The 24,005-nt window shown below is 61.3% G+C and carries 18 protein-coding genes; 7 read left to right on the top strand and 11 right to left on the bottom strand.

All coding sequences use genetic code 11. The features are described 5' to 3' along the window. Positions 1-29 precede the first annotated feature (29 nt). From ABI_RS11295 to ABI_RS11285, 3 genes are all read right to left on the bottom strand, one after another. Entirely contained in the window at positions 30-1,832 is a 1,803-nt protein-coding gene (locus ABI_RS11295; RefSeq protein WP_006273105.1) for an IlvD/Edd family dehydratase, read from the bottom strand. Positions 1,833-1,839: 7 nt separating this feature from the next. Then, a complete protein-coding gene (locus ABI_RS11290) occupies positions 1,840-3,015 on the bottom strand; it encodes an aldose epimerase family protein (protein ID WP_006273104.1) in 1,176 nt (391 codons plus the stop codon). 202 nt (positions 3,016-3,217) lie between these two features. Continuing rightward, entirely contained in the window at positions 3,218-4,039 is an 822-nt protein-coding gene (locus ABI_RS11285) for a FadR/GntR family transcriptional regulator (RefSeq protein WP_085930193.1), read from the bottom strand. 168 nt (positions 4,040-4,207) lie between these two features. On the opposite strand from ABI_RS11285, the gene ABI_RS11280 reads away from it, so the two are divergent. Then, entirely contained in the window at positions 4,208-5,104 is an 897-nt protein-coding gene (locus tag ABI_RS11280) for a DUF3828 domain-containing protein (RefSeq protein ID WP_006273103.1), read from the top strand. 91 nt (positions 5,105-5,195) lie between these two features. Here the strand turns inward: ABI_RS11280 and ABI_RS26240 are convergent, their stop codons facing one another. Genes ABI_RS26240 through miaA form a run of 5 tightly spaced genes read right to left on the bottom strand, consistent with a single transcriptional unit; the run spans position 5,196 to position 12,219 of the window. Then, positions 5,196-5,915 carry an alpha/beta hydrolase family protein gene (locus tag ABI_RS26240; RefSeq protein WP_245531363.1) on the bottom strand — a complete coding sequence of 240 codons (720 nt, stop codon included), beginning with the start codon at positions 5,913-5,915 and terminating at the stop codon, positions 5,196-5,198. Beyond that, a complete protein-coding gene (locus tag ABI_RS26235; RefSeq protein ID WP_006273101.1) occupies positions 5,902-7,179 on the bottom strand; it encodes a hypothetical protein in 1,278 nt (425 codons plus the stop codon). Before ABI_RS26235 ends, ABI_RS26240 begins: the two co-directional genes overlap by 14 nt. Before the next feature lie 45 nt (positions 7,180-7,224). Beyond that, positions 7,225-9,213: an alpha/beta hydrolase family protein gene (locus tag ABI_RS11270; protein ID WP_006273100.1), complete on the bottom strand. Its 1,989-nt coding sequence runs from the start codon at positions 9,211-9,213 to the stop codon at positions 7,225-7,227. 59 nt (positions 9,214-9,272) lie between these two features. After that, positions 9,273-11,288, bottom strand: coding sequence for an alpha/beta hydrolase family protein (locus ABI_RS11265; protein ID WP_040309166.1), 2,016 nt, complete (start codon positions 11,286-11,288; stop codon positions 9,273-9,275). Positions 11,289-11,346: 58 nt separating this feature from the next. Beyond that, a complete protein-coding gene (gene miaA / locus ABI_RS11260; protein ID WP_006273098.1) occupies positions 11,347-12,219 on the bottom strand; it encodes a tRNA (adenosine(37)-N6)-dimethylallyltransferase MiaA in 873 nt (290 codons plus the stop codon). Positions 12,220-12,303: 84 nt separating this feature from the next. Between miaA and ABI_RS11255 the strand changes: the two genes are divergently transcribed. Continuing rightward, entirely contained in the window at positions 12,304-13,419 is a 1,116-nt protein-coding gene (locus ABI_RS11255) for an Mrp/NBP35 family ATP-binding protein (RefSeq protein WP_006273097.1), read from the top strand. A 138-nt stretch (positions 13,420-13,557) separates the two neighbouring features. Here the strand turns inward: ABI_RS11255 and ABI_RS11250 are convergent, their stop codons facing one another. Both ABI_RS11250 and ABI_RS11245 read right to left on the bottom strand, forming a co-directional pair. Then, the gene (locus tag ABI_RS11250) at positions 13,558-17,862 is read right to left on the bottom strand and encodes a translocation/assembly module TamB domain-containing protein (protein WP_006273096.1); all 4,305 of its coding nucleotides are present in this window, start codon (positions 17,860-17,862) and stop codon (positions 13,558-13,560) included. A gap of 2 nt (positions 17,863-17,864) precedes the next feature. After that, positions 17,865-19,970, bottom strand: coding sequence for an autotransporter assembly complex protein TamA (locus tag ABI_RS11245; RefSeq protein WP_006273095.1), 2,106 nt, complete (start codon positions 19,968-19,970; stop codon positions 17,865-17,867). Positions 19,971-20,352: 382 nt separating this feature from the next. Between ABI_RS11245 and ABI_RS11240 the strand changes: the two genes are divergently transcribed. The 5 genes from ABI_RS11240 (at position 20,353) to ABI_RS11220 (ending at position 23,401) form a co-directional block, all read left to right on the top strand. Continuing rightward, positions 20,353-20,727 carry a GxxExxY protein gene (locus tag ABI_RS11240; protein ID WP_006273094.1) on the top strand — a complete coding sequence of 125 codons (375 nt, stop codon included), beginning with the start codon at positions 20,353-20,355 and terminating at the stop codon, positions 20,725-20,727. Positions 20,728-20,884: 157 nt separating this feature from the next. Continuing rightward, positions 20,885-21,181, top strand: coding sequence for a type II toxin-antitoxin system RelB/DinJ family antitoxin (locus tag ABI_RS11235; RefSeq protein ID WP_040309165.1), 297 nt, complete (start codon positions 20,885-20,887; stop codon positions 21,179-21,181). Then, complete coding sequence (locus ABI_RS11230; RefSeq protein WP_040309164.1) at positions 21,168-21,464, top strand: type II toxin-antitoxin system RelE/ParE family toxin; 297 nt, start codon at positions 21,168-21,170, stop codon at positions 21,462-21,464. The genes ABI_RS11235 and ABI_RS11230 overlap by 14 nt, the downstream gene beginning before the upstream one ends. Positions 21,465-21,591: 127 nt before the next feature. After that, entirely contained in the window at positions 21,592-22,923 is a 1,332-nt protein-coding gene (locus tag ABI_RS11225) for a S41 family peptidase (protein WP_083811486.1), read from the top strand. Then, positions 22,916-23,401: a MarR family winged helix-turn-helix transcriptional regulator gene (locus ABI_RS11220; protein ID WP_083811485.1), complete on the top strand. Its 486-nt coding sequence runs from the start codon at positions 22,916-22,918 to the stop codon at positions 23,399-23,401. Before ABI_RS11225 ends, ABI_RS11220 begins: the two co-directional genes overlap by 8 nt. A 254-nt stretch (positions 23,402-23,655) precedes the next feature. Here ABI_RS11220 and ABI_RS25945 read toward each other — a convergent pair. After that, a partial coding sequence (locus ABI_RS25945) for a hypothetical protein (RefSeq protein WP_211211160.1) occupies positions 23,656-24,005 on the bottom strand: 350 nt, incomplete at its 5' end.

Below are 24,005 nucleotides of genomic sequence, written 5' to 3'. Positions count from 1 at the left end.
CCTCAGCCTGAGGCGTTTGCAAACGGTATCTAGTGATTGTCGCGCGGGAGGCCCATGGTCTGGGCAATGCGCTGGAACTGCACCGAGTCTTCCAACGTGGCGCCCGTGTCCATCTGGCCGACGACGGCGCGCTGCATGACCTGCCACGGCGTCTGGCTCTTCGGATACTGATAGCCGCCCTTGGCCTCAAGATCAGCGCGGCGCTCGGCCAGTTCCGCGTCGGAGAGCAGCACATTGACCGTATTGGTGTTGAGGTCCACGCGGACCCGATCGCCCATCTGCAGCAGGGCGAGGTTGCCCCCGGCCGCCGCTTCCGGCGACGCATTCAGGATCGACGGCGAGCCCGAGGTCCCTGACTGGCGACCGTCTCCGATACAGGCCAGAGAAGAAATGCCCTTTTTGATCAGGTAGGACGGCGGACGCATGTTGACGACCTCGGCCGCGCCCGGATAGCCGATCGGGCCGGCGCCGCGCATAAACAGGATGCAGTGTTCGTCGATCCCAAGCGATTCGTCGTCGATGCTGTTGTGATAGTGCTCCGGGCCGTCGAACACGATAGCGCGGCCTTCGAAGGCCTCCGGGTCGTCCGGATTGGCCAGGTAGCGTTCGCGGAATTCCGGCGAGATCACGCTGACCTTCATGACGGCAGAGGTAAACAGGTTGCCAGACAGGACGCGGAAACCGGCGCGTTCCTTCAGCGGCTTGTCGTAAGGGCGGATGACGTTCTCGTCTTCAGTGACGGCGTCACGGCAGTTGTCGCCCAGCGACGTGCCGGTGACGGTCAGGGCGTCTTCAAAGATCAGGCCCTGGTTCATCAGTTGCTTCACGACGGCTGGGACACCGCCGGCATGGTGATAGTCTTCACCGAGATATTCGCCGGCCGGCATCAGGTTGACGATCAGGGGCACTTCCTCGCCATAGGTCTGCCAGTCCTCGACCTTCAGCTCGACGCCGATATGGCGGGCCAGGGCGTTGAGGTGGATCGGCGCATTGGTCGAACCGCCGATGGCCGAGTTGACGCGGATGGCGTTGATGAAGGCGTCTTTGGTCAGAATGTCCGAGGGCTTCAGGTCCTCATGGACCATGTCGACGATGCGCTTGCCCGTCCGCCAGGCGCATTCCTGGCGGTCGCGGTGCGGTGCCGGAATGGCGGCCGCGTAGGGGAGTTGCATCCCCAGGGCTTCGGCCAGCGAGTTCATCGTGGTGGCCGTGCCCATGGTATTACAGTAGCCGGTCGACGGCGCCGACGACGCCACCAGCTTGATAAAGCCCTGGTAGTCGATCTCGCCGGCGGCCAGCAGTTCGCGGGCCTTCCAGACGATGGTGCCCGAGCCGGTACGCTGACCCTTGTACCAGCCGTTCAGCATGGGCCCAACCGAGAGGGCGATGGCCGGGATATTGACCGTGGCGGCCGCCATCAGGCAGGCAGGCGTGGTCTTGTCACAGCCGATGGTCAGAACGACGCCATCCAGCGGATAGCCGTAGAGGACCTCGACCAGGCCGATATAGGCCAGGTTGCGGTCCAGTCCGGCGGTCGGTCGCTTGCCGGTTTCCTGGATCGGGTGAACGGGGAATTCCAGCGGGATACCACCCGCTTCGATAATGCCTGCCCGGATGCGGTCGGCCAACACCAGGTGGTGCCGGTTGCAGGGCGACAGGTCGGAGCCGGTCTGGGCAATGCCGATAATCGGCTTGCCGGATTGCAGCTCCTCCAGCGACAGGCCGAAGTTCATGTAACGCTCCAGGTAGAGCGCCGTCATGTCGGCATTGTGCGGGTTGTCGAACCAGGCGCGCGAGCGCAGCGTTTTTTGGGCAGGCTTATCGAAGGACATAGGAGGCTTACTGGACGGTGTAGAAGTGATGGACGGTTGTCTGGGTGTAGGTCTGGCCCGGATCCAGGCGGGTCGTCGGGAACGAAGCCTGGTTGGGGCTGTCGGGATAGCGCTGGGCTTCGAAGGCGACGGCCTGGTACTTGACCAGTTTCTGGCCGCCCTTGCCGGCAATCGTGCCGTCCAGGAAGTTGCCGGTATACATCTGGATGCCCGGTTCGGTCGTGGCGATGGTCATGGCGCGGCCCGAGGTCTTGTCTTCGATCGTGACGGCAGGCTTGGGGGCAGCCGTCAGTCCGCCGCGGATGATGTAATTGTGGTCGATGCCAGCATTACCGATGACGATTTGCGGGTGGGTCGAGGTGACGCGCTCGCTGATCAGGCCCGGGGTGTTGAAGTCGAACGGGGTACCCGCAACCTTGAGCTCGCCGGTCGGGATCAGGGTCTTGTCGACGGCCAGGATAGCGTCGGACTCGATCTTCACATAGGCGTCCAGTGCCGAACGGGTGACCGGTACGCCGCCCAGGTTGAACAGGGAGTGGTTGGTCATGTTGACGACGGTCGGCTTATCGGTCGTGGCCTTGTAGCTGACGGTCAGGTCGTTGTTTTCGTTCAGGCTATAGGTGACCTCAGCGGTCACCGTGCCGGGATAGCCTTCCTCGCCGTCGGGCGAGACATATTGCAAGGTCACGGACGCCGTATCACCGCTCTTGACGTCGGTGATGGTCCAATTGCGCTTGTCCCAGCCCTTCAGGCCGCCGTGCAGGGCGTTTGGCGTATTGTTGATGGCGAGCGTGTATTCCTTGCCATCGATGGTGAACTTGCCCTTGGCAATGCGGTTGGCGTAGCGGCCGACGGTGACGCCGGTATAGTTCGGGGTCTTTTCGTAGCCTTCAATGTTGTCATAGCCGATGACGATATCCCCTGGGAGACCGGCCTTGTCAGGCACGATCAGGTTCTGCAGGGTGGCGCCGTAGGTGATGATACGGGCGGAGACGCCCTTGGAATTCTTCAGTTCGACGGCCTCGACCTTGGCGCCATCGGACAGCGCGCCCCAGTCGGCGCGCGTCGCGCTTACTGCGGCAGCAGTCTTGGAGGCGTCCGCGCCCTTGTCGGCACACGCCGACAGACACATGATCGCACCCAGGCTCACTGCCAAACCCAATCTCTTTACCATCGACATCATGCTTGCCTCTCCTGAGACGCTTGGGACTGTGAAAGTCCGTTTCCAACACCCGTTATGCACCCGGCCGTGCGGCGGGCGCTCATTTATCGCACGAGTCATAGCCGTGACGATAAAGTCAGACAATAGGAAATCTATAAATCACACAAAATAACCGCCGTGCCGGGCCGTCAAGGCAAGCTCCGCGCCTGCCTTTGCGGAAGGGTCAGTTCTGGAAAGCGCGTTCGGTGTCTTCGTGCGCCATGCGGATCAGCGATTCCATGCACCACCGCGCTGCCCGGCCATCGCCCGCGGCCACGGCTTCGAAGACACGCTCGTGGTCGGGCACCGGGTCGCGGGTCAGGGCGTTGTGCCTTGCCTTGTACCGCGTCGTCCACGACACTGCCGCACCGATCGAGGAACTAAGCGAAGCCAGGGCCTCGTTGTCGGTCGCCTGGATCAGGACATGGTGGAATTCCAGGTCGGCGCGGCGGCCGGCCTCGGTCTGCAAGGTTTCGCGCTTCATGATGTCGAGCGAATGCCGCATCGATTCGATCTGCTCATCGGTGCGGCGCTGGGCTGCCAGTTCCGCGGCTGCCGGCTCGGTGATCAGGCGCAGCTCGAACAGCGCCTTGACGAAGTCATGGGGGGGCTCGGTCTCGAACATCCAGCCCAGGACTTCGGGATCCAGCAGATTCCAGCGCGCCCGCTCGGTGACCCGCGTGCCGGTCTTGGGGCGGCTTTCGACCATGCCCTTGGCGGCCAGGATGCGGATCGCCTCGCGATAGGCCGACCGCGAAATGTCCAGAGACGACGACGAATCGATTTCGTTGGGAAGGATCTCGCCCTGCCTGTAGACGCCGCGCAGAATGTCGACGCCGAGTTGGCGCGCCAGCGCTCCGTGCAACCGCCCCTGATACATCAGGTGGCTCTGGCCGGAACCGCTGTCGTGGGGGCGCACGGCGCTCATCTTGAGGCGGCGGGACAGCGTCTTGATGTCGGAGGACTTGTCTTCGCCAGCCGACTCGGGAGGGGCGGGTTTTCTCATGTCCTTGTCATGACATCGAATTGTCTGTTTGACAAAGCTAATTTGTAGCGTATTGGCGAGACAAATTCTTACATTTGTCTGAGTATAGAGGAGCTTCCATTACAGGGTTTGTGCATGGCGCCTTGTCGGCGAAAAGCTTAGACTTGAGGTAACCCAGGGGAGGCCGTCATGCAGCGCCGCACATTTCTTATCTCCGTCCTCGCGATGCCGGCGGCGCCGGCTTTTGCGCAGACGCCGGGCCCTTCGCCCGAGCAGATCCTTCGTGATCTCTATGCCCTGTACAAGCCGGTCGGGATGGCGCCCTATCCCGATGTCCGGCCGCAGCGGCTGATGACGACTGAACTGGCGGTTCTGTACACGGTCGGGTCGACCGAGCCCGATAATAACCTTCCGCCGCTGGATTGGGACATTTTCGTCAATGGCCAGGACTTTGGCGTCACGCGGCTGAAGCTCAAGCGTGATGTCGGCACGGTCACCGCGAAATTCGACAATCTGGGCGAGGCAACAACGATCTATTTCGATTTTATCGCGACGCCGGACGGCTGGCGAATCGACAATGTCCGCTATCCCGACGACGAAAACGGACCGGGATTCGACCTGCGCCGTTTCGTCCATCTCCTCATCGCGACCCCGGCTTCGGACCCGGAACCGGCATCGACGATTGTCCGATACTACCGGCCCATGATGGAACAATCGCCCGGTTCCGGCGATGAGCCGTTCATGCCGTTCACGGCGGAGTTGGAAGCCCAGTACGACAAGGCGGTTCAGGACTCGCCGGACGGTGAGATGCCGCTGATCGACTGGGACATCTTCGTCAGCGGCCAGGACGCCCGGATCGAATACGTTTATGTTGTCGCCAGCGACAAGGACACACCGGGTGAGCAGACCGTAACGGCCTTTTTCGCCAATATGGGCACAGCCACGGCGGTCATCTATGACTTTGTCAAACAGGCGGACGGCTGGCGAATCCGCGACGTCCGCTACCCGGAGAATGAGACCTTTCCCCAGGGCTTCTCCCTGACGGCCTATATCGAGAACGATGGGGTCGTCGGGCTTGAGCCTTAGAGCGCATACCCAAAAGGGTGACGCACTTTTGGGTATGCGCTTCAAAACAAAAGCTGAGGGTGCCGGGCCGATCTTCTGGATCGAAACGCACTCAGGCCGGATTGTGCTTTTCAAGGAACGCCAAAGCCGATGTCATCATGCCGATACGGTGCGAACCGACGGTTTCCCAGTGGTCCTGGCCCTTATAGGTGATGAATTCCACGGGTTTCCCGGCGGCCTTCAAGGCTTTTTCCATCCGTTTGCTCTGGTCGATGGGAACGATGGTGTCGTCGGTGCCGTGGATCAACAGAATGGGACAATAGGCCTTGTCCGCTTGCCGTGCCGGGGGCACGGCATCAAAGGTCTTGGCATCGCCCATGAACTGTTTCCAGTAGCGCACCCGGCGGGTCTGCTTGCCCGCGCTGTTGTCGAGCTCGAAGCCGGTCATCGACTTCAGGTCGGATACTCCGGCGATGGAGACGGCACAACGGTAGATGTCCGGATCCAGGGTCGCACCGGCCAGGGCGGCATAGCCGCCATAGGAGGCGCCCAGAATCGCCACGCGTTTCGGGTCGATTGTACCCTGGGCCGCTAGCCAGCGCACACCGTCCGACAGGTCGGTCTGCAGCTTGCGGCCCCACTCACCGAAACCCTTTTCGACGAAAACCTCGCCATAGCCGCTGGAGCCTCGGAAATTGGGTTGCAGGACGGCATAGCCGCGTGACGCCAGGCACTGGGTTTGCCAGTCGAAATCGATATTGTCGCGTGATTCCGGCCCGCCATGCGGCAGCACCACCAGCGGCAGGTTCTTCGCCGCCTTAAACGGCGGCAGGGTCAGATAGCCGTGAATCTCCAGCCCATCGCCGGCCTTGTACGTGACGCCCGCTTTTTGCGTGATCCATTCCTCGGGAATGTCGGGATAATTCAGCGCCAGACGTTCGACCTGGCCGGTCGAAAAGTCGGCAAAAGAAAAAGCTGCCGGCATCGAAGGGGCTTTCGCCATAGATCAGCAGCTTGCGCGGGTCCTCGGCGAAACCGCGCATAGCGACGCGATAATCGTCACCCATGGTCGGCGCCAGTCCGGCAGCGATCTTCTTCATCAACGGGTCGAAATAGTCGTAGGAGAACCAGTCGTCATGGTGCGAGAATCCGGCCAGGCGTCCGGTATTGGGATGGAACAGAGCGCCGCGCCCGCGGTCGTCTCCGCCGCTGTCCAGCGCCGGCCCCAGGGTGCCGTCAGGCGAGATTTCGTGATATTCGCCCTCGTTCTCGCCAGCGTTAAGGTACAGCACCACCGATTGGCCGTCGCGGCCCAGGCCGATCAGGTCAGGCGTGTTGAGCGGTTCCTTGACGCTGTAGATTTCCTTGAAGCGATGGGATTTTCCGGGTTCGCCGACGTTGAAGTACAGTTTCCAGGTCTTGCGTTCGTCGCTGTACTCGGAATAGGCCACCGGCCGCCCGTCCGGGGCGACGACCCAGCCTTCGGTGTCGTTGCTGCCTTCATGGAGCAGCTTGCCCCGGGGCTTGGTCATGCTGAAACTGAACAGACACAGATTGTAGCCCAGGGCCATGCGATAGTTCGAGCCGGTAACGCGGTATTCGCCATCGACCTTGATGCGCTGGACGTCGCCCAGAACGATGCCGTAGAATCCCCCTTCCCGCGAGAAGAAGTTGACCACCTCGGCCGTATCCAGGTGAACCGATCGGGCGATGGAGAACTCGTGTTTCCAGCCGGCGAACTCGGGTAGCGCGGTGGTCACCGAATTGATCAGCACCACGTGCTCATTGTCCCCAAAGAACAGGCCACGGATCTTGGTCGGCCCCATATTGATGGTCTTGGTTTTGGGGTCGATGATTGTGAAATGCATCAAGATCTTATCGTCGCCCTTCTGGGTCACAAGGGCGCAGCGCTTGCCGTCAGGCGACAGCGCGATTTCGTCAATCGCCGGCGGCAAGGCAAAGGCCTCGATGGGTGGCATGGGCGTCGCCGGTACCTTCGGCGTTTCGTCGGCACGGGCGCTCAATGTGGCCAGGTTAAGCGCGGCTGCGGCGCCACCGATGCGGAACAAGGCGCGGCGGTTCAGGTTTGGCGTCATGGTCCCCCCCCAAGATATATCACCACATTGCTGCGCCGATGGGTGTCAGGCAAGGTCGTCCGACGGATTGTGCTTTTGCAGGAACGCCAGGACCGTCTTCATCATCTCGATGCGGTGTGACCCGACGGTTTCCCAGTGGTCTTGGCCCTTGTACGTGACGAACTCGACGGCTTTCCCGGCGGCTTTCAGAGCCTTTTCCATCCGGCGGCTCTGGTCAATGGGGACGACCGTATCGTCGCTACCATGAATTAGCAAGACGGGGCAATCGGCCTTGGCTGCCTGACGGGCGGGCGAGATATCGTCATAGGTTTTGGGATCGCCCATGAACCTTTTCCAATAAAGGACAGAGCGCGCGCGGTCACTGCCGCTGTTGTCGATTGTGAAGCCGATCATGGATTTGAGATCGGAAATGCCGGCGATGGATATAGCGCAACGGTAGACGCCGGGGTCGAGCGTCGAGCCGGCCAGAGCCGCGTAGCCGCCATAGGATGCGCCCAGGATAGCTACACGCCGCGGATCGACGATCCTCTGAGCGGCCAGACTGGTGACACTATCTGACAGGTCCGTTTGCATCTTACGACCCCATTCGCCGTGCCCCTTGGTGATGAAGTCGCCGCCATAGCCTGCGGAACCGCGGAAATTCGGCTGGATTACAGCGTAGCCGCGGGAAGCCAGACACTGAGCCTGCCAGTCGAAATCGATATAGTCGCGGGCTTGGGGCCCGCCGTGTGGAATAACGACCAACGGCAGATCCACAGGCTTGGCGAACGGCGGCAGGGTCAGATAGGCATGGATATCCAAGCCGTCCCGGGCCGTATAGGTGACGGCTGTCTTTTGAGTTATCCACTCTTCGGGAAGGTTCGGATAATTGGCGGATAGCGTCACCACCTTGCCGGTGCTGAAGTCGACGAAAAAATAGGTTCCTGCGTCGTAGGCACTTTCCCCGTAAACGATAACCTTGCGCGGATCCTCCGCGAATTCGGAAATGGCTAGGCGGTAGTCAGGTCCGATGGTCGGTGAAAGCCCCTCTGCGATCTTCTTCAGCAGAGGGTCGGAATAGTCGTAGGTGATGGCGTCGTCATGACGGGCAAATCCGGTCAGACGACCGGTAACGGGGTGGAACAAGGGGTAACGGCCGAGCTCATCGGCGCTCTCGTCCAAGGAAGCTCCCAAGATACCGTCCGGGGAAATTTCGCGGTATTCACCTTTCCCGTCGTCGTCATCAAAGCCGATAATGGCCGATTGGCCATCGCGGCCAAGCCCAAGCAGACTTAGACCGACGCCGGGCTCAGATGTGTAAATCGACTTGAACTGAGTGGATTTTCCGGCTGGTGCGCGGTTGTAATACAACTCCCATTGCTTGCTTGAGCGAGAATACTGGCTGAGCATCAGCGGATGCCCTTCGGGCGTAATCAGCCAATCCTCGGTGGTGGCAGGCGCAGCCGCTAGAATTTGGCTTTTTCCGTCGCGCATTCGGAAACGGTAGAGACAGATGGACCCTCCCGCCAGCATGCGGTAGTTTGACGCCGTGACATGGTATTCGCCGTCGACCTGAACGCGCTGCAAGCTCCCCAGCACGATGCTGTGAAAACCATTTTCCTTCGTGAAGAAAACACTCGAATCGCCGGTCTCAAGATTGATGGACCGCGCCGAACTGAATTCGTGACGGTTACCAAAAAAGCCCGGCAGGTCGGCGGTCACCGAATTGATAAGAATGACGTGCTGATTATCGCCGAAGAACAGCCCGCGAATCTTGCCGGGCCCCAAGGTCAGAATTCCGGGTTGAGGGTTGTCGACGGTAAAATGCATGATGACCTTGTCATCACCGCCCTGCGTAACCAAAGCCACCCGGCTGCCGTCGGGGGACAGAGCGATCTCATCGACGAAGGGAGGCGCCGCATAGGCTTCGACCGGCGGCAAAGGTGTTTTCGGCGTCGTCGGTGTATCCTCGGCGCGGACGGGCAGAGTCGCGAGGTTAACCGCCGCGGCGGCACCGCCGAGACGAAACAAGGCGCGGCGATTCAGTTTGGTCATGGAACTCCCCCCGGTATTATGCATGACAATACCGCCGGCCGGGCCATCAGGCAAGGTCGTTACGCAGGGTTGTGTTTTTCCAGGAAGGCCACCGCCGCATTCATCATTTCGATGCGGTGCGAGCCAATGGTTTCCCAGTGATCCTGCCCCTTGTACGTGATGAATTCGACCGGTTTTCCTGCAGCCTTCAGCGCCTTCTCCATCCGCCGGCTCTGATCGATCGGCACAACCGTATCATCTGTGCCGTGCAGCAGCAGGATCGGACAATAGGCCTTGCTGGCTTGGCGAGCGGGTGAAACCTCGGCCCATCCGGCCTTGTCACCCATGAAGCGGTTCCAATACCGGACGGTTGTGGACTTGCTGCTGCCGCTGTCGATCTCTTCCCATGCGATCATGGCTTCGAGGTCGGAGACGCCTGCAATGGCTACAGCGCAGCGATAGACTCCGGCATCCAGTGTAGCTCCGGCCATGGCTGCATAACCGCCGTAGGAAGCGCCCAGGATCGCCACGCGGGATGGGTCAATAATGCCTTTTCCGGTGAGGTGGCGCACGCCATCGCTGAGATCGGTCTGCATCTTTCGACCCCACTCACCGTAGCCCTTTTCGACGAAAGCTTGGCCATAGCCACTGGATCCGCGGAAATTGGGCTGCAGAACGGCATAGCCACGCGACGCCAGCGCCTGGGCCTGCCAGTCGAAGTCGGCATAGTCACGTGCCTGCGGACCGCCGTGCGGCAGAACCACAAGCGGAAGGTTCTGTCCTGATCGCATCGGTGGGAGAGTCAGGTAGGCATCAATGGTCAAGCCGTCGGCGGCCGGATAGGAAATCACCTGTTTCTCGGTCACCCATTCTTCAGGCAATTCCGGGTAGTCGGACGCCAGATGGGCGCCATCACCCGTGGTCAGGTCGACAAAGTAATAGCTCCCGGCATCGCCGTTACCTTCGCTGCGGACAATCATCTTGCGTGGATCTTCGGCATGACTGACCGGATATGTACGGTAACCGTCACCCAGGACCTTAGGCAGGGCCTCATGGACCTTCTTCATGCCGGGATCGAAGTAGTCGTAGTGCAGCGTGTCGGTGTGGTAGGCAAATCCGGCCAGCCGGAAGGTGGTCGGATGGAAAAGCGGCGAGATTGGCCCCGTGGCGTTCGGGGAACTCAACGCTTCGCTGAGGGCGCCGTCGGCCGATATTTCGTGGTACTGGGCGCCGTCGGCCTGCGGATTGTTGATGGCGATGACCACGGACGTGCCGTCACGTCCCAGACCGATCAGATTGGGACGTTCCAGAACCTCGCCTTTTGTGCGATAGACCGGATTGAACTTCTGTTTGCCTTCAGCCAGGGCCGTATTGTGCGCCAGCACCCACTCCTCGCTTCTCAGTTCGAACGCCGATTTCGCGACAACCCGACCATCGGGGGTAATGACAAACCCGTCCGTGCCGTTGCTACCCTGGGTCATCAGCTTCCCGATGGCACTGCCCATACTGAAACTGAACAGGCTGAGGTCGAACGTGTCGGCAAGGCGAACGTTCGAGGCGGTGACACGGTATTCGCCATCAACCTTGATCCGCGCGATGGGCGGGTAGGCGATCGGATAGAACTTGCCCGCCTTCGCCATAACCGATCCGGTCGAGGTCGTAATGTCCGGCTGGTTCGTGAAGAAGACCTTCACGTCGCTGGTCTTGACGTTGATGCTTTGGGCAAAACTGATTTCCTGCTTGTTGCGGAAAATCGGCAGATCCATCGTCGACGAGCTGAGCAGGACAACGTGCTCGAGATCGCCCCAGAACAGGCCGCGGACCTTGCCGTCACCCAGCAGGATGCGAGTCGAGTCGGGTGAGCCGACGTCGAAGACCACCAGGACCTTGTTGTCTGTGGCGCCATCGCGCGTGACGGCGGCGACCCGTTTGCCGTCGGGCGAAAGGGCGATGTCATAGACGTAAGCCGGCTGAGTAAAGGTGATCAGCGGCGGCGGGGTTGAGGCCGATTGTGCGGCCGCGCTTCGCGGCACTAGGGCCAATGCCAAAACGCTCGAGGTGGCGCCCAGCAGGGCGCGGCGGTTCATCTGAGTCATGGATCCCCCGTAACTGACACTGTATTCTGGAAAAGACTACCGCGTCGCGGGCGCGTCATCAAGTCGATTGCAATGGAAACTGGTTGCGGAACCAGGTGGACTGGCGTTTGGCATAGTTGCGGGTCATTTGCCGGGCCTGAGCCAGGGCTGCGTCGAGCGTCATCTCGCCCCTCAGGTGGGCGGAAAATTCGCGCAGACCCAGGACGCGGATGATGGCCCAGTCGTCGCGCAGGCCCTGTGCCATCACGTCGCGGACCTCGTCCAGCGCGCCCTGATCCAGCATGATTTGCAGGCGCGCATCGCACCGCGCATAGAGGTCTTCGCGGTCAGGATATAATATTTCCAGCTTGTAGGAATGTTTTGGAAGGGCAGGTTTTGTCTTGTTCTGCCAATCGGTTAGCGAGGTTCCGGTATGCAGAAAGACCTCATAGGCGCGGGCCAGGCGCTGGCGATCATTCGGAAAAATGCGACGTTCCGCCTTCGGGTCGTGCTGGCGCAGCAGGTCGCGGAAGGCGGCTTCGCCCAGGACGTCATAGGTGTCGCGGGCTGTGGTGCGGGCCAGTTCGCCGATCTCCGGGATCTCGGCCAGGCCGAACACCAGGCTGTTGAAATAGAGCCCCGTACCACCCACGATGCAGACCGGCCGACCTCCATCCAGGGCGGCATCGAGATAGGGTTTGGCGGCGCGCAGCCACTCACCGGCCGACCACAGGGTTTGCGGTCCGAGATGACCGTAGAGGACGTGCTCGGCCTGCGTCATATCGGTGACCGTCGGTCGCGCTGTCAGGATGGGAACGTCGCGATAGAGTTGCATGGAGTCGGCATTAAGGATGATCCCGCCCGTTTCCCGCGCCCAGGCAAGCGCCAGGGCCGACTTGCCTGAGGCGGTCGGTCCGGCCAGCAGATAGATGGGCGGGTCTCTTTCTGACATTTTCCACTTTAAAGCCGGGGCTTGAACGCTTATGTCAACCCCCTCTTACTAAGCCTCCCTTAGCCAACGAAATGAGTCCCGTCCATGTTAGACCGCGACCAAGTCCTGACTGCCCTCAACGCCATCACCGATCCGGCGACCGGTCAGGGGCTGAGCGATGCCGGTCTGGTGCGGGCGCTGATCGTCTCGCCCGAGCGCGTCGGCTTCATGCTGGAAGTGCCGCAGGACAAGGTGACCTCCTATGGTCCTGTGCGGTTGGCGGCGGAAAAGCTGCTGGCGGGCCTGGAGGGCGTGCGTAAGGCTCAGGTCGTGCTGACGGCGGAAATGGCGGCGGCGCCGCCCAAGCCCGCTCAGGCCAAGCTGTCGCCCCAGGCGATCGATCAGGTCAAGAAGGCGGCGCCCGTTGCCGATGCTCGACCGGATCACGTCAAGCAGGTCATCGTCGTGGGTTCCGGCAAGGGCGGGGTTGGCAAGTCGACCGTGTCGCTGGGGCTTGCCCTGGGCCTGCATCAATTGGGTTTGCGGGTTGGGTTTCTGGATGCCGACATCTATGGGCCGTCGGCACCAACGCTTTTGGGCGTGCGACGGCCACCGGAATTCGGTCCCGACAAGTTGATGGTGCCGCCGGAAGCCTTTGGTTTGAAAGTGAATTCCGTCGGATTTCTGGTCGATGCTGACCAGGCCATGATCTGGCGCGGTCCCATGGCGTCCCAGGCGCTGACGCAACTGTTGACGCAGACGCGTTGGGGGACGGAAAGCCAGCCCTTGGACGTTCTGGTGGTCGATCTGCCGCCGGGCACGGGGGACGTGCAACTGACCCTAACGCAAAAGACCCTGATCGACGGGGCAGTGATCGTGTCGACGCCCCAGGAAATGGCGTTGTCGGATGCCCGGCGGGCTGTGACATTGTTTGGGAAAACGGGCGTGAAGGTGCTGGGAGTCGTTGAAAACATGGCGTTTTTCAAGGCGCCGGATGGCAGCGAGATCGAGATCTTCGGTCGTGGCGGCGCGGCTCGCTTAGCCGATGCTTCCAAGGTGCCCTTCCTGGGCGAAGTGCCGCTGGACCCAGCGTTAAGGGCGGGCTGCGACGACGGCCGGCCGTTGACGGCGTTGGAACCAGACGGCGACATGGCCGCCCGATTCAAGGTCATGGCCCAGAAGGTACTAGATGGCCTGGCGGCCGATGTGGGAAAGTCCTGAACCTACCGCGTAGCGGCTTTATTCGTAAGGCGATCCACAGATTTCACAGATTACACAGATGAAGATTGCGTTTCGCGCCTGCGGCTGCCCCATCCGGAATAAATCTGCGTAATCTGTGTAATCTGTGGACCTCTTACCTCAATAGTCCTTCGAATAGCGGACGCTGACCGCGGTGCCCTGGTTGCCGACCTGGGACAGGACCGACAAGGCGCGCGACAGGGCGACCTCTAACTGGGTCGCGGTAAAGCCCTTGGTGTCGGTGACGATCTCGACATAAACGTTACTTGTCAGATACTTACCGGCCGCCAGCGAGGTGCCGCGGCCGGTTTCCGTGTCGGCGCCAACCAGGCGCAGCCGGTCGATCCCGGTCGCCGAGCGCAGGGCCCCAAGCGGGTTCAGGAAGTCGGTCCCGCCGCGTAAGCCATTGACCGCGCTCGCTAATTGTAGGGCTTCGGTGGCCGATAGGTTGGTCACGCTCTCGCCGAACAGCATCCGCGACAGGACCTCGTCCTGGGGCAGGGCCGGGGTCGAGGAGAAGGCCAGGGACGGACGCTGGGCCGAGCCAGAAACCCTAATGATTCCCTTGACATCCTGCATATCGCCCGACGCCTGGATCGAGATTTCCGGGTCGACCAAAGGCCCGCCGTCGAAGATGATATTACCGTTGTCGATGGTGAAGGCCTTGCCGGCAAAGGTATAGTTGCCGCGGACCACCTCCATGCGGCCGACGACGCGCGGGTCGCGCGTCGTGCCGATGACGCGCAGGTCCATCTCCCATTCCGAATCGAGACCCATCCCGGAGACGAAAATCTGGCGGTCGCCGCGGACCCCAATGCTTAAATTCCATAAGGCTGGAATTGTGGAATCCGCGACCTGGGGTTTGTCCTCGAAACCCTTCTTGTGGACTCCGTCCAGGACGTTGACCTGGGCAGCACCCTGGCGGACCATTTCGTACTTGAGTTGCGGCAGACTCAGATCACCCCGGACCCATGCCCCGTCGGCTTGCGAGTTGGTGACGTCGAGGGTGCCGGAGACGGTCGAGTCGACCGTGTCGCTGCGGGCGAGGCGGGCGTTGGAGAGGTCGACATGGATCGACATGGGGAAGCGCTGGTCAGCGGCCAGGCTGAGCCAGCCGGAACCGGAGACGGTGCCGGCGCCGGCGCGGCCTTCGAGCTTGGTCAGTTCGAGGCGGTCATTGGTGAAGCGGCCGTCGATGGCCAGGGAGGTGATGCGGGTGCCGAAGGTTTCGTTGTCGTAGGTCAGCGACGTGCCCTTGATCACCCCGTTGAGGCGCGGTTGGCTGAGGCGGCCGGACATGTCGGCGGCCACAGCGACGGCGCCGGTCAGGTTCTGGCGCGGCAGGCCGGCCAGCGAAAAGGGCACGGCGGCGGGGCCATTGTAGCGCACGCCACCGGACAGGCCGGAGTCCATCAGGGCTTCGACCCAGCGAGCGTCGCCCGACGGCGTCAGGTCGGCATTGACGCGGCCGACGACATTGCCGCCCTGGCGCACCACGGCGCGGACATAGTTGGAGGAAGCCGAGCGGTTGGGGTTGAGTTGGGCGTCGACCGTCATGTCGACCGGGGTGGAGACGACAGCGGCCGAGGTGCGCGAGAAGTCGTCGATCTTCAGAGCCAGGCGGGCGGTCGGGAAGCGGCCACCGACCTGGGCGAATTCGACCGAGCCTTCGGCGCGGCCGGCGACGCCCAGGTCGTTGCTGAACAGGTTGACGACGGAGAGGTCGATATTGTGCAGTCGGGCCTGCATCTGGAGCTTTTCGCCAAACCGGCCGGCCAGGTCCATGCGGCCTTGCTCCATGACCAGCTTGGTCGGTTGCAATACCCATTCCGCTCCAGATTTGGCACTTCCGGCTTTCGTGATACGTGCCGGCTTTTCGAGGGTAAACGGAAGCCCGTTGGCGGTGCCCTTGGCGGCGACGGTGTAGAGGTTGGGCGCGATGGTGCCGTTGACCGCGACATGGAACGGCACAGCGGCCGAGCCGGTGGCGACGGCCTGGATGGTGCCCGCTTCGCCCTTCAGGTTGATCTTGGCGCGGCCGGTGGCAAGGCTGAAATCCTGCCAGGTGGCATTGGCCATCTGGACTTCGCCGGTGAGTTCGAGCTGATCGCGCAGCACCAGATTGGCGGCAATGATGGCGCGGCCGACCGTGCCACGATTCTTTTCTGGCATGTCGCCCGGGATGACGACTCCGGAGCCGGTGGCGTTGACGATGGCCGCCTGGTCGCCGGCGTTGTTGCTGAGGATGGCGGTGCCGGTCAGGCCCGATCCGGCCAGGACCAGGTTGCCGGCGAAGGGCCCGCCGTCGGTTTGGGTCAGCCGTCCCGAGGTGTTGATGCCGGCGAAGGATGCCGTCTTGATGTCGATGATCAGCGGGCCTTGGCTGATCAGGAGGACCGTGTCGGCCGAGAAGGGGCCGTAGGCGCTGTTGCCTTCGCCGACGATGGCGTAGGCGCCGTCAACGCCGGTGATGTTGGCGACAACATCGCGCATCTCGACACCCAGGCCCGGGCTGGCGGCGCGCAGGACGGCGACCGGACGCTCGAAAGTACCGGTGGCGGTAAGGTCGAGCGGGCCGTAGGTTTGCGAGGTGCCCAGCGCTTTGAGCGTGATGGCGCCCTTGGTGTTGAAATTGCCGTTGGCCGAGGCCAGGGTAAAGAGAGGGGCTTTGCCGCTGACCTTGCTGAAGGAGAAGATGCCGGCGGGCGACCAGGCATAGTTGCCGGTCAGGCGGGCATTGCCACCCATGAGGTCGCGCACGCCGTCCTGGGACCATTTGGTGGTGACGATATCGGCCGAACCGGTCATGGAGAAGCCCGGCTTGTCACGATAGGTCATCTTGGCCACGGTCGAGACATTCATCGTGCCGATTTCGGCGATGGTGTAGTCGTCAACGCTGGCCTTGACGTCGGCGGTGTAGACGCCGTCGCGGGTATTGCCGCGCAGGGAACCGCTGGCCTTGGCGCGATCGGAGACCAGGCGGATATTGTCGCTGGTCAACTGGCCGTCTTCGATGCGGACATCGCCGTCGAGTTTCAGGTGGGTCAACAGGGGATCGACTCGCGGGTCAATGCCGGAAATGGCGGTCGCGCGGGCATTGACCGGGATGATGACGACGCCGTCGCTGCCGCGCGACGTGCCCTTGGCGGTGAAGTCGACCAGACGCAGTGTGTCCAGATTGAACCGCGTCGCCTTGACGTCGTAGTCGAAGCGCGGCTGACGGAACTCGCCGTCGATGACCAGGTCGGCATAGAGGTCGCTGGCGGCAAAGCCGTAGCCGAGTGCGTCCGGGTCGAGCAGGCGCAGATGGGCCTCGACCTTGTCGAAACGGTTGCCGGCCAGGTTGACCACGCCGTTTGCGGTGAGGCTTAAGGCATCCGAGGTCAGTTTCAGGTCGGTGTCGAAGCGGCGGTCCTTGCCCTTGGCGGTCAGGTCGACCTGGACAGCGGGCTTAAAAAGCGCGGCGGATTCGCCGGTCAGGAGCACACCCGGATAGGCCGGGCCCTTGACGAAGAAGGTGCCGTCCTGGGCCGTCAGGTCCAGGTTCATCAGGGATTGTTCACCGAGGCTGGCGGTCGCCTTGCCGCGCCACAGTTTCCATTCGCCCTTGCCGGCGATGGCTGCGGTGACCGGACCGTCCAGTTTCAGGATATCGTCGACCAGGCCGCCGGAGGGGGCGCTGAGCCGGGCTTCGATGTCGAGCCGGTTGTCGTCGGGTACGGCATCGATCAGCACATTGAGCAGATCGCCCTGCGTGCTGCGGGCGTCGGCGACGACCTTGGCACGGCGTTTCAGCAGGTGGGCTTCGCCGTTGAGGCTTAAGGTGCGGGCTTCGCCGGTGATTTCGGGCGCCAGATTGATGGCCTCGACCTTGACCTTGCCTATATCGATCTTGATGTCGGGCAGGAGCGGGCCCGTGTCCTTTTCCGGATCCTGGGACGGGTTCAGCGCCGGTTGGCGCAGGACATCGATGCGCGGGGTCGAGAATTCGCGGATATCGACGTGTTTGTTGAGCGCGCCGAAGGGCCGCCAGTTGAGGTGGATGATCGGGCTCTGGACAAATACGCCCTTGGGGTCTTTCACGCGGACATTGTGCAGGGTCATTTCGCCGTAGAGCGAGCCGTCGATGCGTTCGATCTCGATCTGCAGGCCGGAATTGAGCTTGATGCCGGTGGCGTATTCGATCAGCAGCCGCCGGCCGGGCGCGGTGTTCAGCGACATCAGCAGGATGGCCACGATGGCGGTGACGATGGCCAGGACAATGGCGATGTTGAGCGCCACCTTCGACCAGGTGACTTCGCGCCAGTCCAACGCCTTCCAGCGGCCGTGGACTTCGTTGGCGGCGTGACGGCTAAGGCGGGTGGCGTGGCTGCGGGCTGCGTCGAGACGCTGTCTGAGGATCGGCTTTTCGGGCGGCGTGTCCATGTTTAGAAGGCCTGGCCGATGCCGACATACAGCGCAACCTGGGGGTCGTTGTCTCGCTTGCTGAGCGGCATGGCGACATCGATGCGGATGGGGCCGAAATTGGTGTAGAGCCGGGCGCCGACGCCGATACCGACCCGCAGGTCGGAGAAGCTGGGGACCTCTTCGGGATAGGCCTGGCCGATATCGATGAAGGGCACAATGCCGAGGTCGCCCAGGCGGTAGCGCAATTCGACCGAGGCTTCGAAGACGCTCAGGCCGCCGGTCGGATCGCCGTCGGTATCGACGGGACCCAGACCCTGGAAGGCAAAGCCGCGGACCGAACCACCGCCGCCGGCATAGATGCGACGGGACGGCGCGATCTGGTCGAGTTGGGCGCCCAGCTGGGTCCCCAGGCGGACGCGGCTGGCGATCACCATCTTGTCGTTGATCGCCCGGTAATAGCTGCCATCGAGGAGGGTCTTGACGTTGGGCGCGCCGGTATCGCCGAGATTGACTTCCGGGGTGGTCTGGATGCCAAGTCGGAAGCCTGTTGTCGGATTGAGCAGGTCGTCGGAACGGTCGTAGCCGATGCGGATCGGCAGGTCGGCCAGGTAGAAGACTTCGCGGACGCTGTTGGTGGTCGCGGCACCGCTGAGGTCGGTGGAGATTTCCTGGGTGGCCAGGATTTCGGCGCCGAAGGACCAGGTCCACACCTTCTGCCACAGCGGCGTCGAGACGCGGGAACGCGACAAGGCCAGGCTGGCCGTGTTGGCGTCGTAGGCGTCGTAGACATTGTGGGCGGCGCTGACGCCGAACTGGGTGGTGCGGTCGCGCTTCTTGTCGTTGGAGCGGCGGAAGGTCGCCGACAGGCTCTGTTCCTGGGTGCCGATGACGCCGGTATAGATGACGGCGCCTTCCGGCGGGAAGCGGTTGCGATCGGTCCAACTGGCCGAGGCCTGGAAGCCTTCACCGGTGCTGTAGCCGACCTCGGCCGCCAGGGTCCGGCTGGGACCCTTCTGCTGATGAACCAGAAGGTCGACATAGGCGGTCCCGTCTTCGGCCTTTTCGCCGGTGGGGACGGGTTCGACGCCGACGCTGGAGAACAGCCCGGTGGCGACCAGGGCTTCGCGCAGGTCGTCGACCTTGCGGTTGTCGTAGAGTTCGCCGCGTTCGAAACGGGTCAGGACCTCGACATGGTCGGGTTGGAAGACGATGTCGCCATCGCTGCGGAAGCCGCCAAAGCGCGAGCGGTCGCCGGTGTCGACATTCAGTGTGTAATGGCCGGTGTGGGTGAGTTCTTCCAGCGCGATGTCGCGGGCGCCGATCTTGGCGAAGGGATAGCCGTTGCGCTGCATCTCCAGGCTGACATTGGCCTCGGCCGCCAGGACGGTGTCGGCGACGATGCCGTCGTCTTTTTTGAGCGGCAGGGAGCGGCGGATCAGGTCGGGCGGGGTGGTCGGCTGGGCGGCGATATCGATGGCGTTAAGGCGATAGAGGTTGCCGGGCGTGACGGTGATGGCGACGCGGGTCTGGTCGGGCTGGCCGGTGACGGGGGCCAGGGTGGTCATGACCGCGCCGTCGAAATAGCCTTCGGATTTGAGCAGGCGCAGGATGAGGGCTTCGTCCTCATTGGCGCGGGCGCGGATCATGGCGGTGTTGGCGGCCTTGCCGTCGCCCTGTTCGAGGGCGGACAGGTCCTTGAAGCGGTCCTTCATGCGGCCCCACAGGCCATCGACCTGAAGTGCGTAGCGGATTTCGGGCAGGTCGCGATCGGGCTCGGCGGCGGCCTGGAGCGGCTGGACGTCATAGCCTTCCAGCGCGGGGAGGGGGGCGTCGAGTTCCTGGTCGTCGACGGTAACGGCGGGCAGGGCGTCGGCCCGGGTGGGGGCGGTTTCGGTGACGGTGACCGTGGCGTCGGGATTGGGCGGTGGTGCCGGTTCGGCCGGGGGTGGCGTTTCGGGTTCAGGCGCCGGTGTGTCGTCGAGGGTGGGGAGGGCTTCGTCGAAGGCTTCGTCGGAGACGATATCGTCGGGGGGCGGGGCTTGTGTTTCCTGGGCGGCGGCCGCGCCGGCCAGCAGGGCGGCCAGGCTGACGGCGCATAAGACTAGTCCACCCCTTGCGCCCGTCACGTGCCCACCTCTATTCTGCCAGTGCCCGAATGATGCCGGGGCTTTCGGCTGTCGTCAGATACCGAACACACACGCCACCGCGGCGCAAAAAATCCATATGGAAGTATGGCTTGATTCGATAGCCGCCAGAGACTCATCGATCGATTGATCTAGAATGAACGCGGGGTGCGGCGGGATTGTGTTCTGGGTTATTTCCGGCGGTCGTGGGTGGTGGAGGCTGAGGTTAGAAAGGGTTGTCCACAGATAAGCCAGAGAAGCCAGATGATCCATGGTGGCCCAATCTGCGCGCCTGGATTGGTGGCGTTGGTGCTTTCAAAAGTAATGCGCTTCGCGCGAAAGTGGTGTTATCGAGTGTAGATAAGGCGGTTCAGGGAGGTAGCAGATGAGCTTGGACAAGCGTGATCCACAGACCTACGCCATTATCGGCGCGGCGATGGAGGTGCATTCGCGGTTGGGGCACGGGTTTCTGGAAGCTGTCTATCACGAAGCCCTTGCGATTGAGCTTGGACGGGCGGGCGTCCCCTTCCGGCGCGAATGCGCCCTGCCCATTCATTATCGGGATAGCATCCTTGCCTGTCAGTATCGCGCGGATTTCATCTGCTTCGACAATGTCCTAGTTGAATTGAAGGCTTTGGCTGAACTATCGCCACGTGAAGATGCCCAGGTTATGAATTATCTTCGCGCTGCGCGCCTATCTATTGGATTGCTGATCAACTTTGGTGGTGCAAAGCTGGATTTTAAGCGGCTGAAATCTTAGGCGTTGCAGCCCATGGATCGTCTGGCTTATCTGGCTTATCTGTGGACAATACTTAAGCCGAGGCTCCGCTGGATTGCCTTTTCCGGGGAGGCTTAAAAATTGATGTTGCGCGTATCTCATTTGAGAGACATACGTCGCGTTGCAAGAGGAGAAGGCCATGGCACAGACATCAATGCTCCATGTTCGAGTGGATGACGAATTGAAGACGGTTGCCGCTGAAAAGCTCGCCAGTGTCGGTCTGACCATCTCTGATGCCGTTCGTATCCTGCTGGTTCGCATCGCGAAGGATGGCGGATTACCCGCCGGCCTGACGACGACACCCGAAGCTTACGATGCCTGGTTCCGCGCCAAGGTCCATGAGGCGTTAGAGGATGAACGGCCGGGGATTGACCATCAACAGGTGATGGATGATGCCCAACGGATCATCGACAGGAAGCGCCGTGCTGGCGCTTGAATGGCGGTTGGCGGCCCGAGCCGACCTCTTGGCCATTATCGACTACATCTCTGACGACAATCCCGACGCCGCCCAGCGGCTTAAGGACGACATCGAAGCCAAGGTCGAAAAGCTAAAGCTTCGACCGAAGCTGTTTCGTCCGGGGCGGGTTGCGGGTACAAGGGAAATGGTCGTCCGACCGAACTATATCGTCATTTACGCTTTCGACGCTCATAAGGTTTTTGTCCTTCGTGTGCTTCATGCGGCGCGGCAATGGCCGAGCGGGGACGGCAGCCGTAATTGATACCAAGTCCCTGAATCAGCCGGACCCCTTTCTGCTCCTACCGCGATAGACATAACGCTGCTGGGCATCATTGCAATATATTGCGCAATATGTTGTATATCGGGCTGCCACCTTGGGAATCGTCAGAATGCGCAATCACCTACCACTGCTTCAGATGCTTTCGGCGCTGTCGATATTTTGGACAACCGCGGCTTTTGCCGGCACGCCGGGCATCTCGGCGGACGAAAAGGCCGCGATTGTCGCGTCGCTCAATAGCACCTTGAAAGCGAACTATGTTTTTCCGGAGATCGCCCAAAACATTGCGCCTGTGCTGCAGGCGCATCTGGAAAAGGGCGACTATGACTCGGCCACCACCAAGGAAGAGCTTGCCGCCAGGCTGACCGAGGATCTGGTTAAGGTGAGCGGCGACCTGCACTTCTTCGTCGGCGTCGACACGAAATGGGTCGCCGAATTCCGGGCGAACGGAGACCCGGCGGTCAAGAGCCGGATACGAAAGGAAGACTTGGCCAGTCTGGAGGCGACCAATTTCGGCTTTGACGAGGTCAGTCGCCTCAACGGCAATATCGGCTATATCCGGCTTAGCTATTTTGCCGATCCCGAGCTTGCCTACGAGACCGCAGCCTCCGCCATGCGTTTCGTCGGCAGTACCGATGCCGTGATTATCGATCTGCGATATAATAACGGCGGATATCTGGAAATGGCGCAATTTCTCGCGAGCTATTTCTTTTCCAGCGAAAAAGATCAGCTCCTTTTCGATTATTACTATAACGAGGACGGCAGGCGCATCGAGCGTGGGCAATGGGTATTGCCTGGACTGCCTGGCAAGCGAATGGTGGACAAACCGGTCTATATCCTGACCAGTTCCACGTCGTTTTCCTCCGCGGAATGGTTTTCCTACGCGATGAAGAAGCTAGGGAGGGCGACCCTGATCGGCGAGCGGACAGCCGGCGGGGCGCATCCGGTCGCGCGGAAACCGGTCAATGACGATTTCTTCGTACAGGTGCCGATCGGTCAGATACGCGATCCGGTCGACCATGGCGATTTCGAAGGAACCGGGGTGCAACCCGATATTCAAAGCCCCTCCATTCAGGCACTTGCGCGGGCACACATGCTGGCGCTCGAAAATCTGGCGAAGACCAATGATGCCAGGCGAGCGGACTATGACTGGCTGCTCCCGGCCTTGACGGCAAGTATACAGCGCCCCGTCATCGACCTCGACATGATGCAAAAAGCTGTCGGGAGATATGAAGGGCGCCAGATCGTTCTGGAGAACGGCACGCTGTACTATATCTGGCGGGACCGGTTTCGCGTCGCCTTGGAGCCGATCGGCCCGAATCTGTTCGCGGTGGAAGGCGTGTCCGATTTCCGATATCGTCTAAATTCTCAGCGCGGAAAAGTGACGTCGTTGGAGCGCGTGAACAAGGACGGCAGCCTCCAGGAGTACAAGCGCCTTGACTGAGCACAAGCCTACTCTGGCGGAGATTGATGACGTTGTGTTTCTCGGCCGCGACGTCGAGCGGCTTAGCGTCCTGATCGCCGAACAATCCAAAATCGTCTTCGATGCGATGGGGATCGTCATCCCGGTTCGCTCGTGCTCGGCCATGACTGTTCTTGCAACCCTTGGCACCGCGTCGGCCTCGGATCTGGCGCGGGAACTGGGGTGTTCGCATCAGTTGGTCATGCAAAAGTTGCCCAAGCTCGTCCGGCTTGGCCTTATACAGCATCGAAACGACGACGATGACGCCCGTCGAAAGATATTTCAACTCACGGATGAAGGCGTAAGCCAGCTTGCGAAATTCGAGCGATGCGCTGCGCAGATTCGTACGGCCTATAACGAGTTGTTCGCTGAGGTGGGTGACGTAAGGCATTTAGTCGACCGGACTGCCGACGCGCTCAACGCGAGGCCGCTCGACAAGCGCATAAAATCCCCAGGGTGAGGACTGCGGTATCCACTTGGGGCTCGATTTGCGACAAGTTGACGTCGAGCGCCCAGTGAGGGGGCGGGCAAGCAAGAAGCGCGAGGAAGAGACGTTGGTGACGCAGCGGACGCAGTTGCTGTAAGCTCGTAACTGTCGCTGCCCCGTTTGTTTCTGAAACGCTCTATAAAGCTCTAGGCGTAAAGGTCGAATAGGCAGTTAAGATCGAAATGCCAAGCGTGCATATAGCGAACTTGTTATTGCAGATTGGCCATTTAGCGAAAAAACACTGCCATCTCTCCATTTACCCATACCTCCCTTGGCGGTTCCTTTGTAAGGTCCAGTGACACCCTCTCTTTAGTATCAATTGAATCTAATATGACATGCTTGCCATCCACGGATATGGCGGTATACGGAGGAGGTGACAACGTATACTGACCAATATACTTGTTCCCTTGAAATATAACCACCTTCTGCCCTCCATGCATAACTTCCCCCTCGGCTGGAAGGTACCTGTAACGGTAATCATAGACCGAGAACTTACCTCCAGTAGTCCGGCCAGCAAGAACGAAAGTGGCATTTTCTTGCGAACACACCAGCGGTCCCGTGAAGTGCTCTTTAATTA

The sequence above is a fragment of the Asticcacaulis biprosthecium C19 genome (assembly GCF_000204015.1).
GTDB classification, from domain to species: domain Bacteria; phylum Pseudomonadota; class Alphaproteobacteria; order Caulobacterales; family Caulobacteraceae; genus Asticcacaulis; species Asticcacaulis biprosthecius.
Note: the sequence above shows the minus strand (reverse complement) of the source record. Positions and strands in the feature narration are given on the sequence as shown.

Coding starts and splice junctions, on each gene's coding strand:
- ABI_RS11295 (WP_006273105.1), bottom strand. CDS start 1,832: ATGTCCTTCGATAAGCCTGCCCAAAAAACGCTGCGCTCGCGCGCCTGG.
- ABI_RS11290 (WP_006273104.1), bottom strand. CDS start 3,015: ATGATGTCGATGGTAAAGAGATTGGGTTTGGCAGTGAGCCTGGGTGCG.
- ABI_RS11285 (WP_085930193.1), bottom strand. CDS start 4,039: ATGAGAAAACCCGCCCCTCCCGAGTCGGCTGGCGAAGACAAGTCCTCC.
- ABI_RS11280 (WP_006273103.1), top strand. CDS start 4,208: ATGCAGCGCCGCACATTTCTTATCTCCGTCCTCGCGATGCCGGCGGCG.
- ABI_RS26235 (WP_006273101.1), bottom strand. CDS start 7,179: ATGACGCCAAACCTGAACCGCCGCGCCTTGTTCCGCATCGGTGGCGCC.
- ABI_RS11270 (WP_006273100.1), bottom strand. CDS start 9,213: ATGACCAAACTGAATCGCCGCGCCTTGTTTCGTCTCGGCGGTGCCGCC.
- ABI_RS11265 (WP_040309166.1), bottom strand. CDS start 11,288: ATGACTCAGATGAACCGCCGCGCCCTGCTGGGCGCCACCTCGAGCGTT.
- miaA (WP_006273098.1), bottom strand. CDS start 12,219: ATGTCAGAAAGAGACCCGCCCATCTATCTGCTGGCCGGACCGACCGCC.
- ABI_RS11255 (WP_006273097.1), top strand. CDS start 12,304: ATGTTAGACCGCGACCAAGTCCTGACTGCCCTCAACGCCATCACCGAT.
- ABI_RS11250 (WP_006273096.1), bottom strand. CDS start 17,862: ATGGACACGCCGCCCGAAAAGCCGATCCTCAGACAGCGTCTCGACGCA.
- ABI_RS11240 (WP_006273094.1), top strand. CDS start 20,353: ATGAGCTTGGACAAGCGTGATCCACAGACCTACGCCATTATCGGCGCG.
- ABI_RS11235 (WP_040309165.1), top strand. CDS start 20,885: ATGGCACAGACATCAATGCTCCATGTTCGAGTGGATGACGAATTGAAG.
- ABI_RS11225 (WP_083811486.1), top strand. CDS start 21,592: ATGCGCAATCACCTACCACTGCTTCAGATGCTTTCGGCGCTGTCGATA.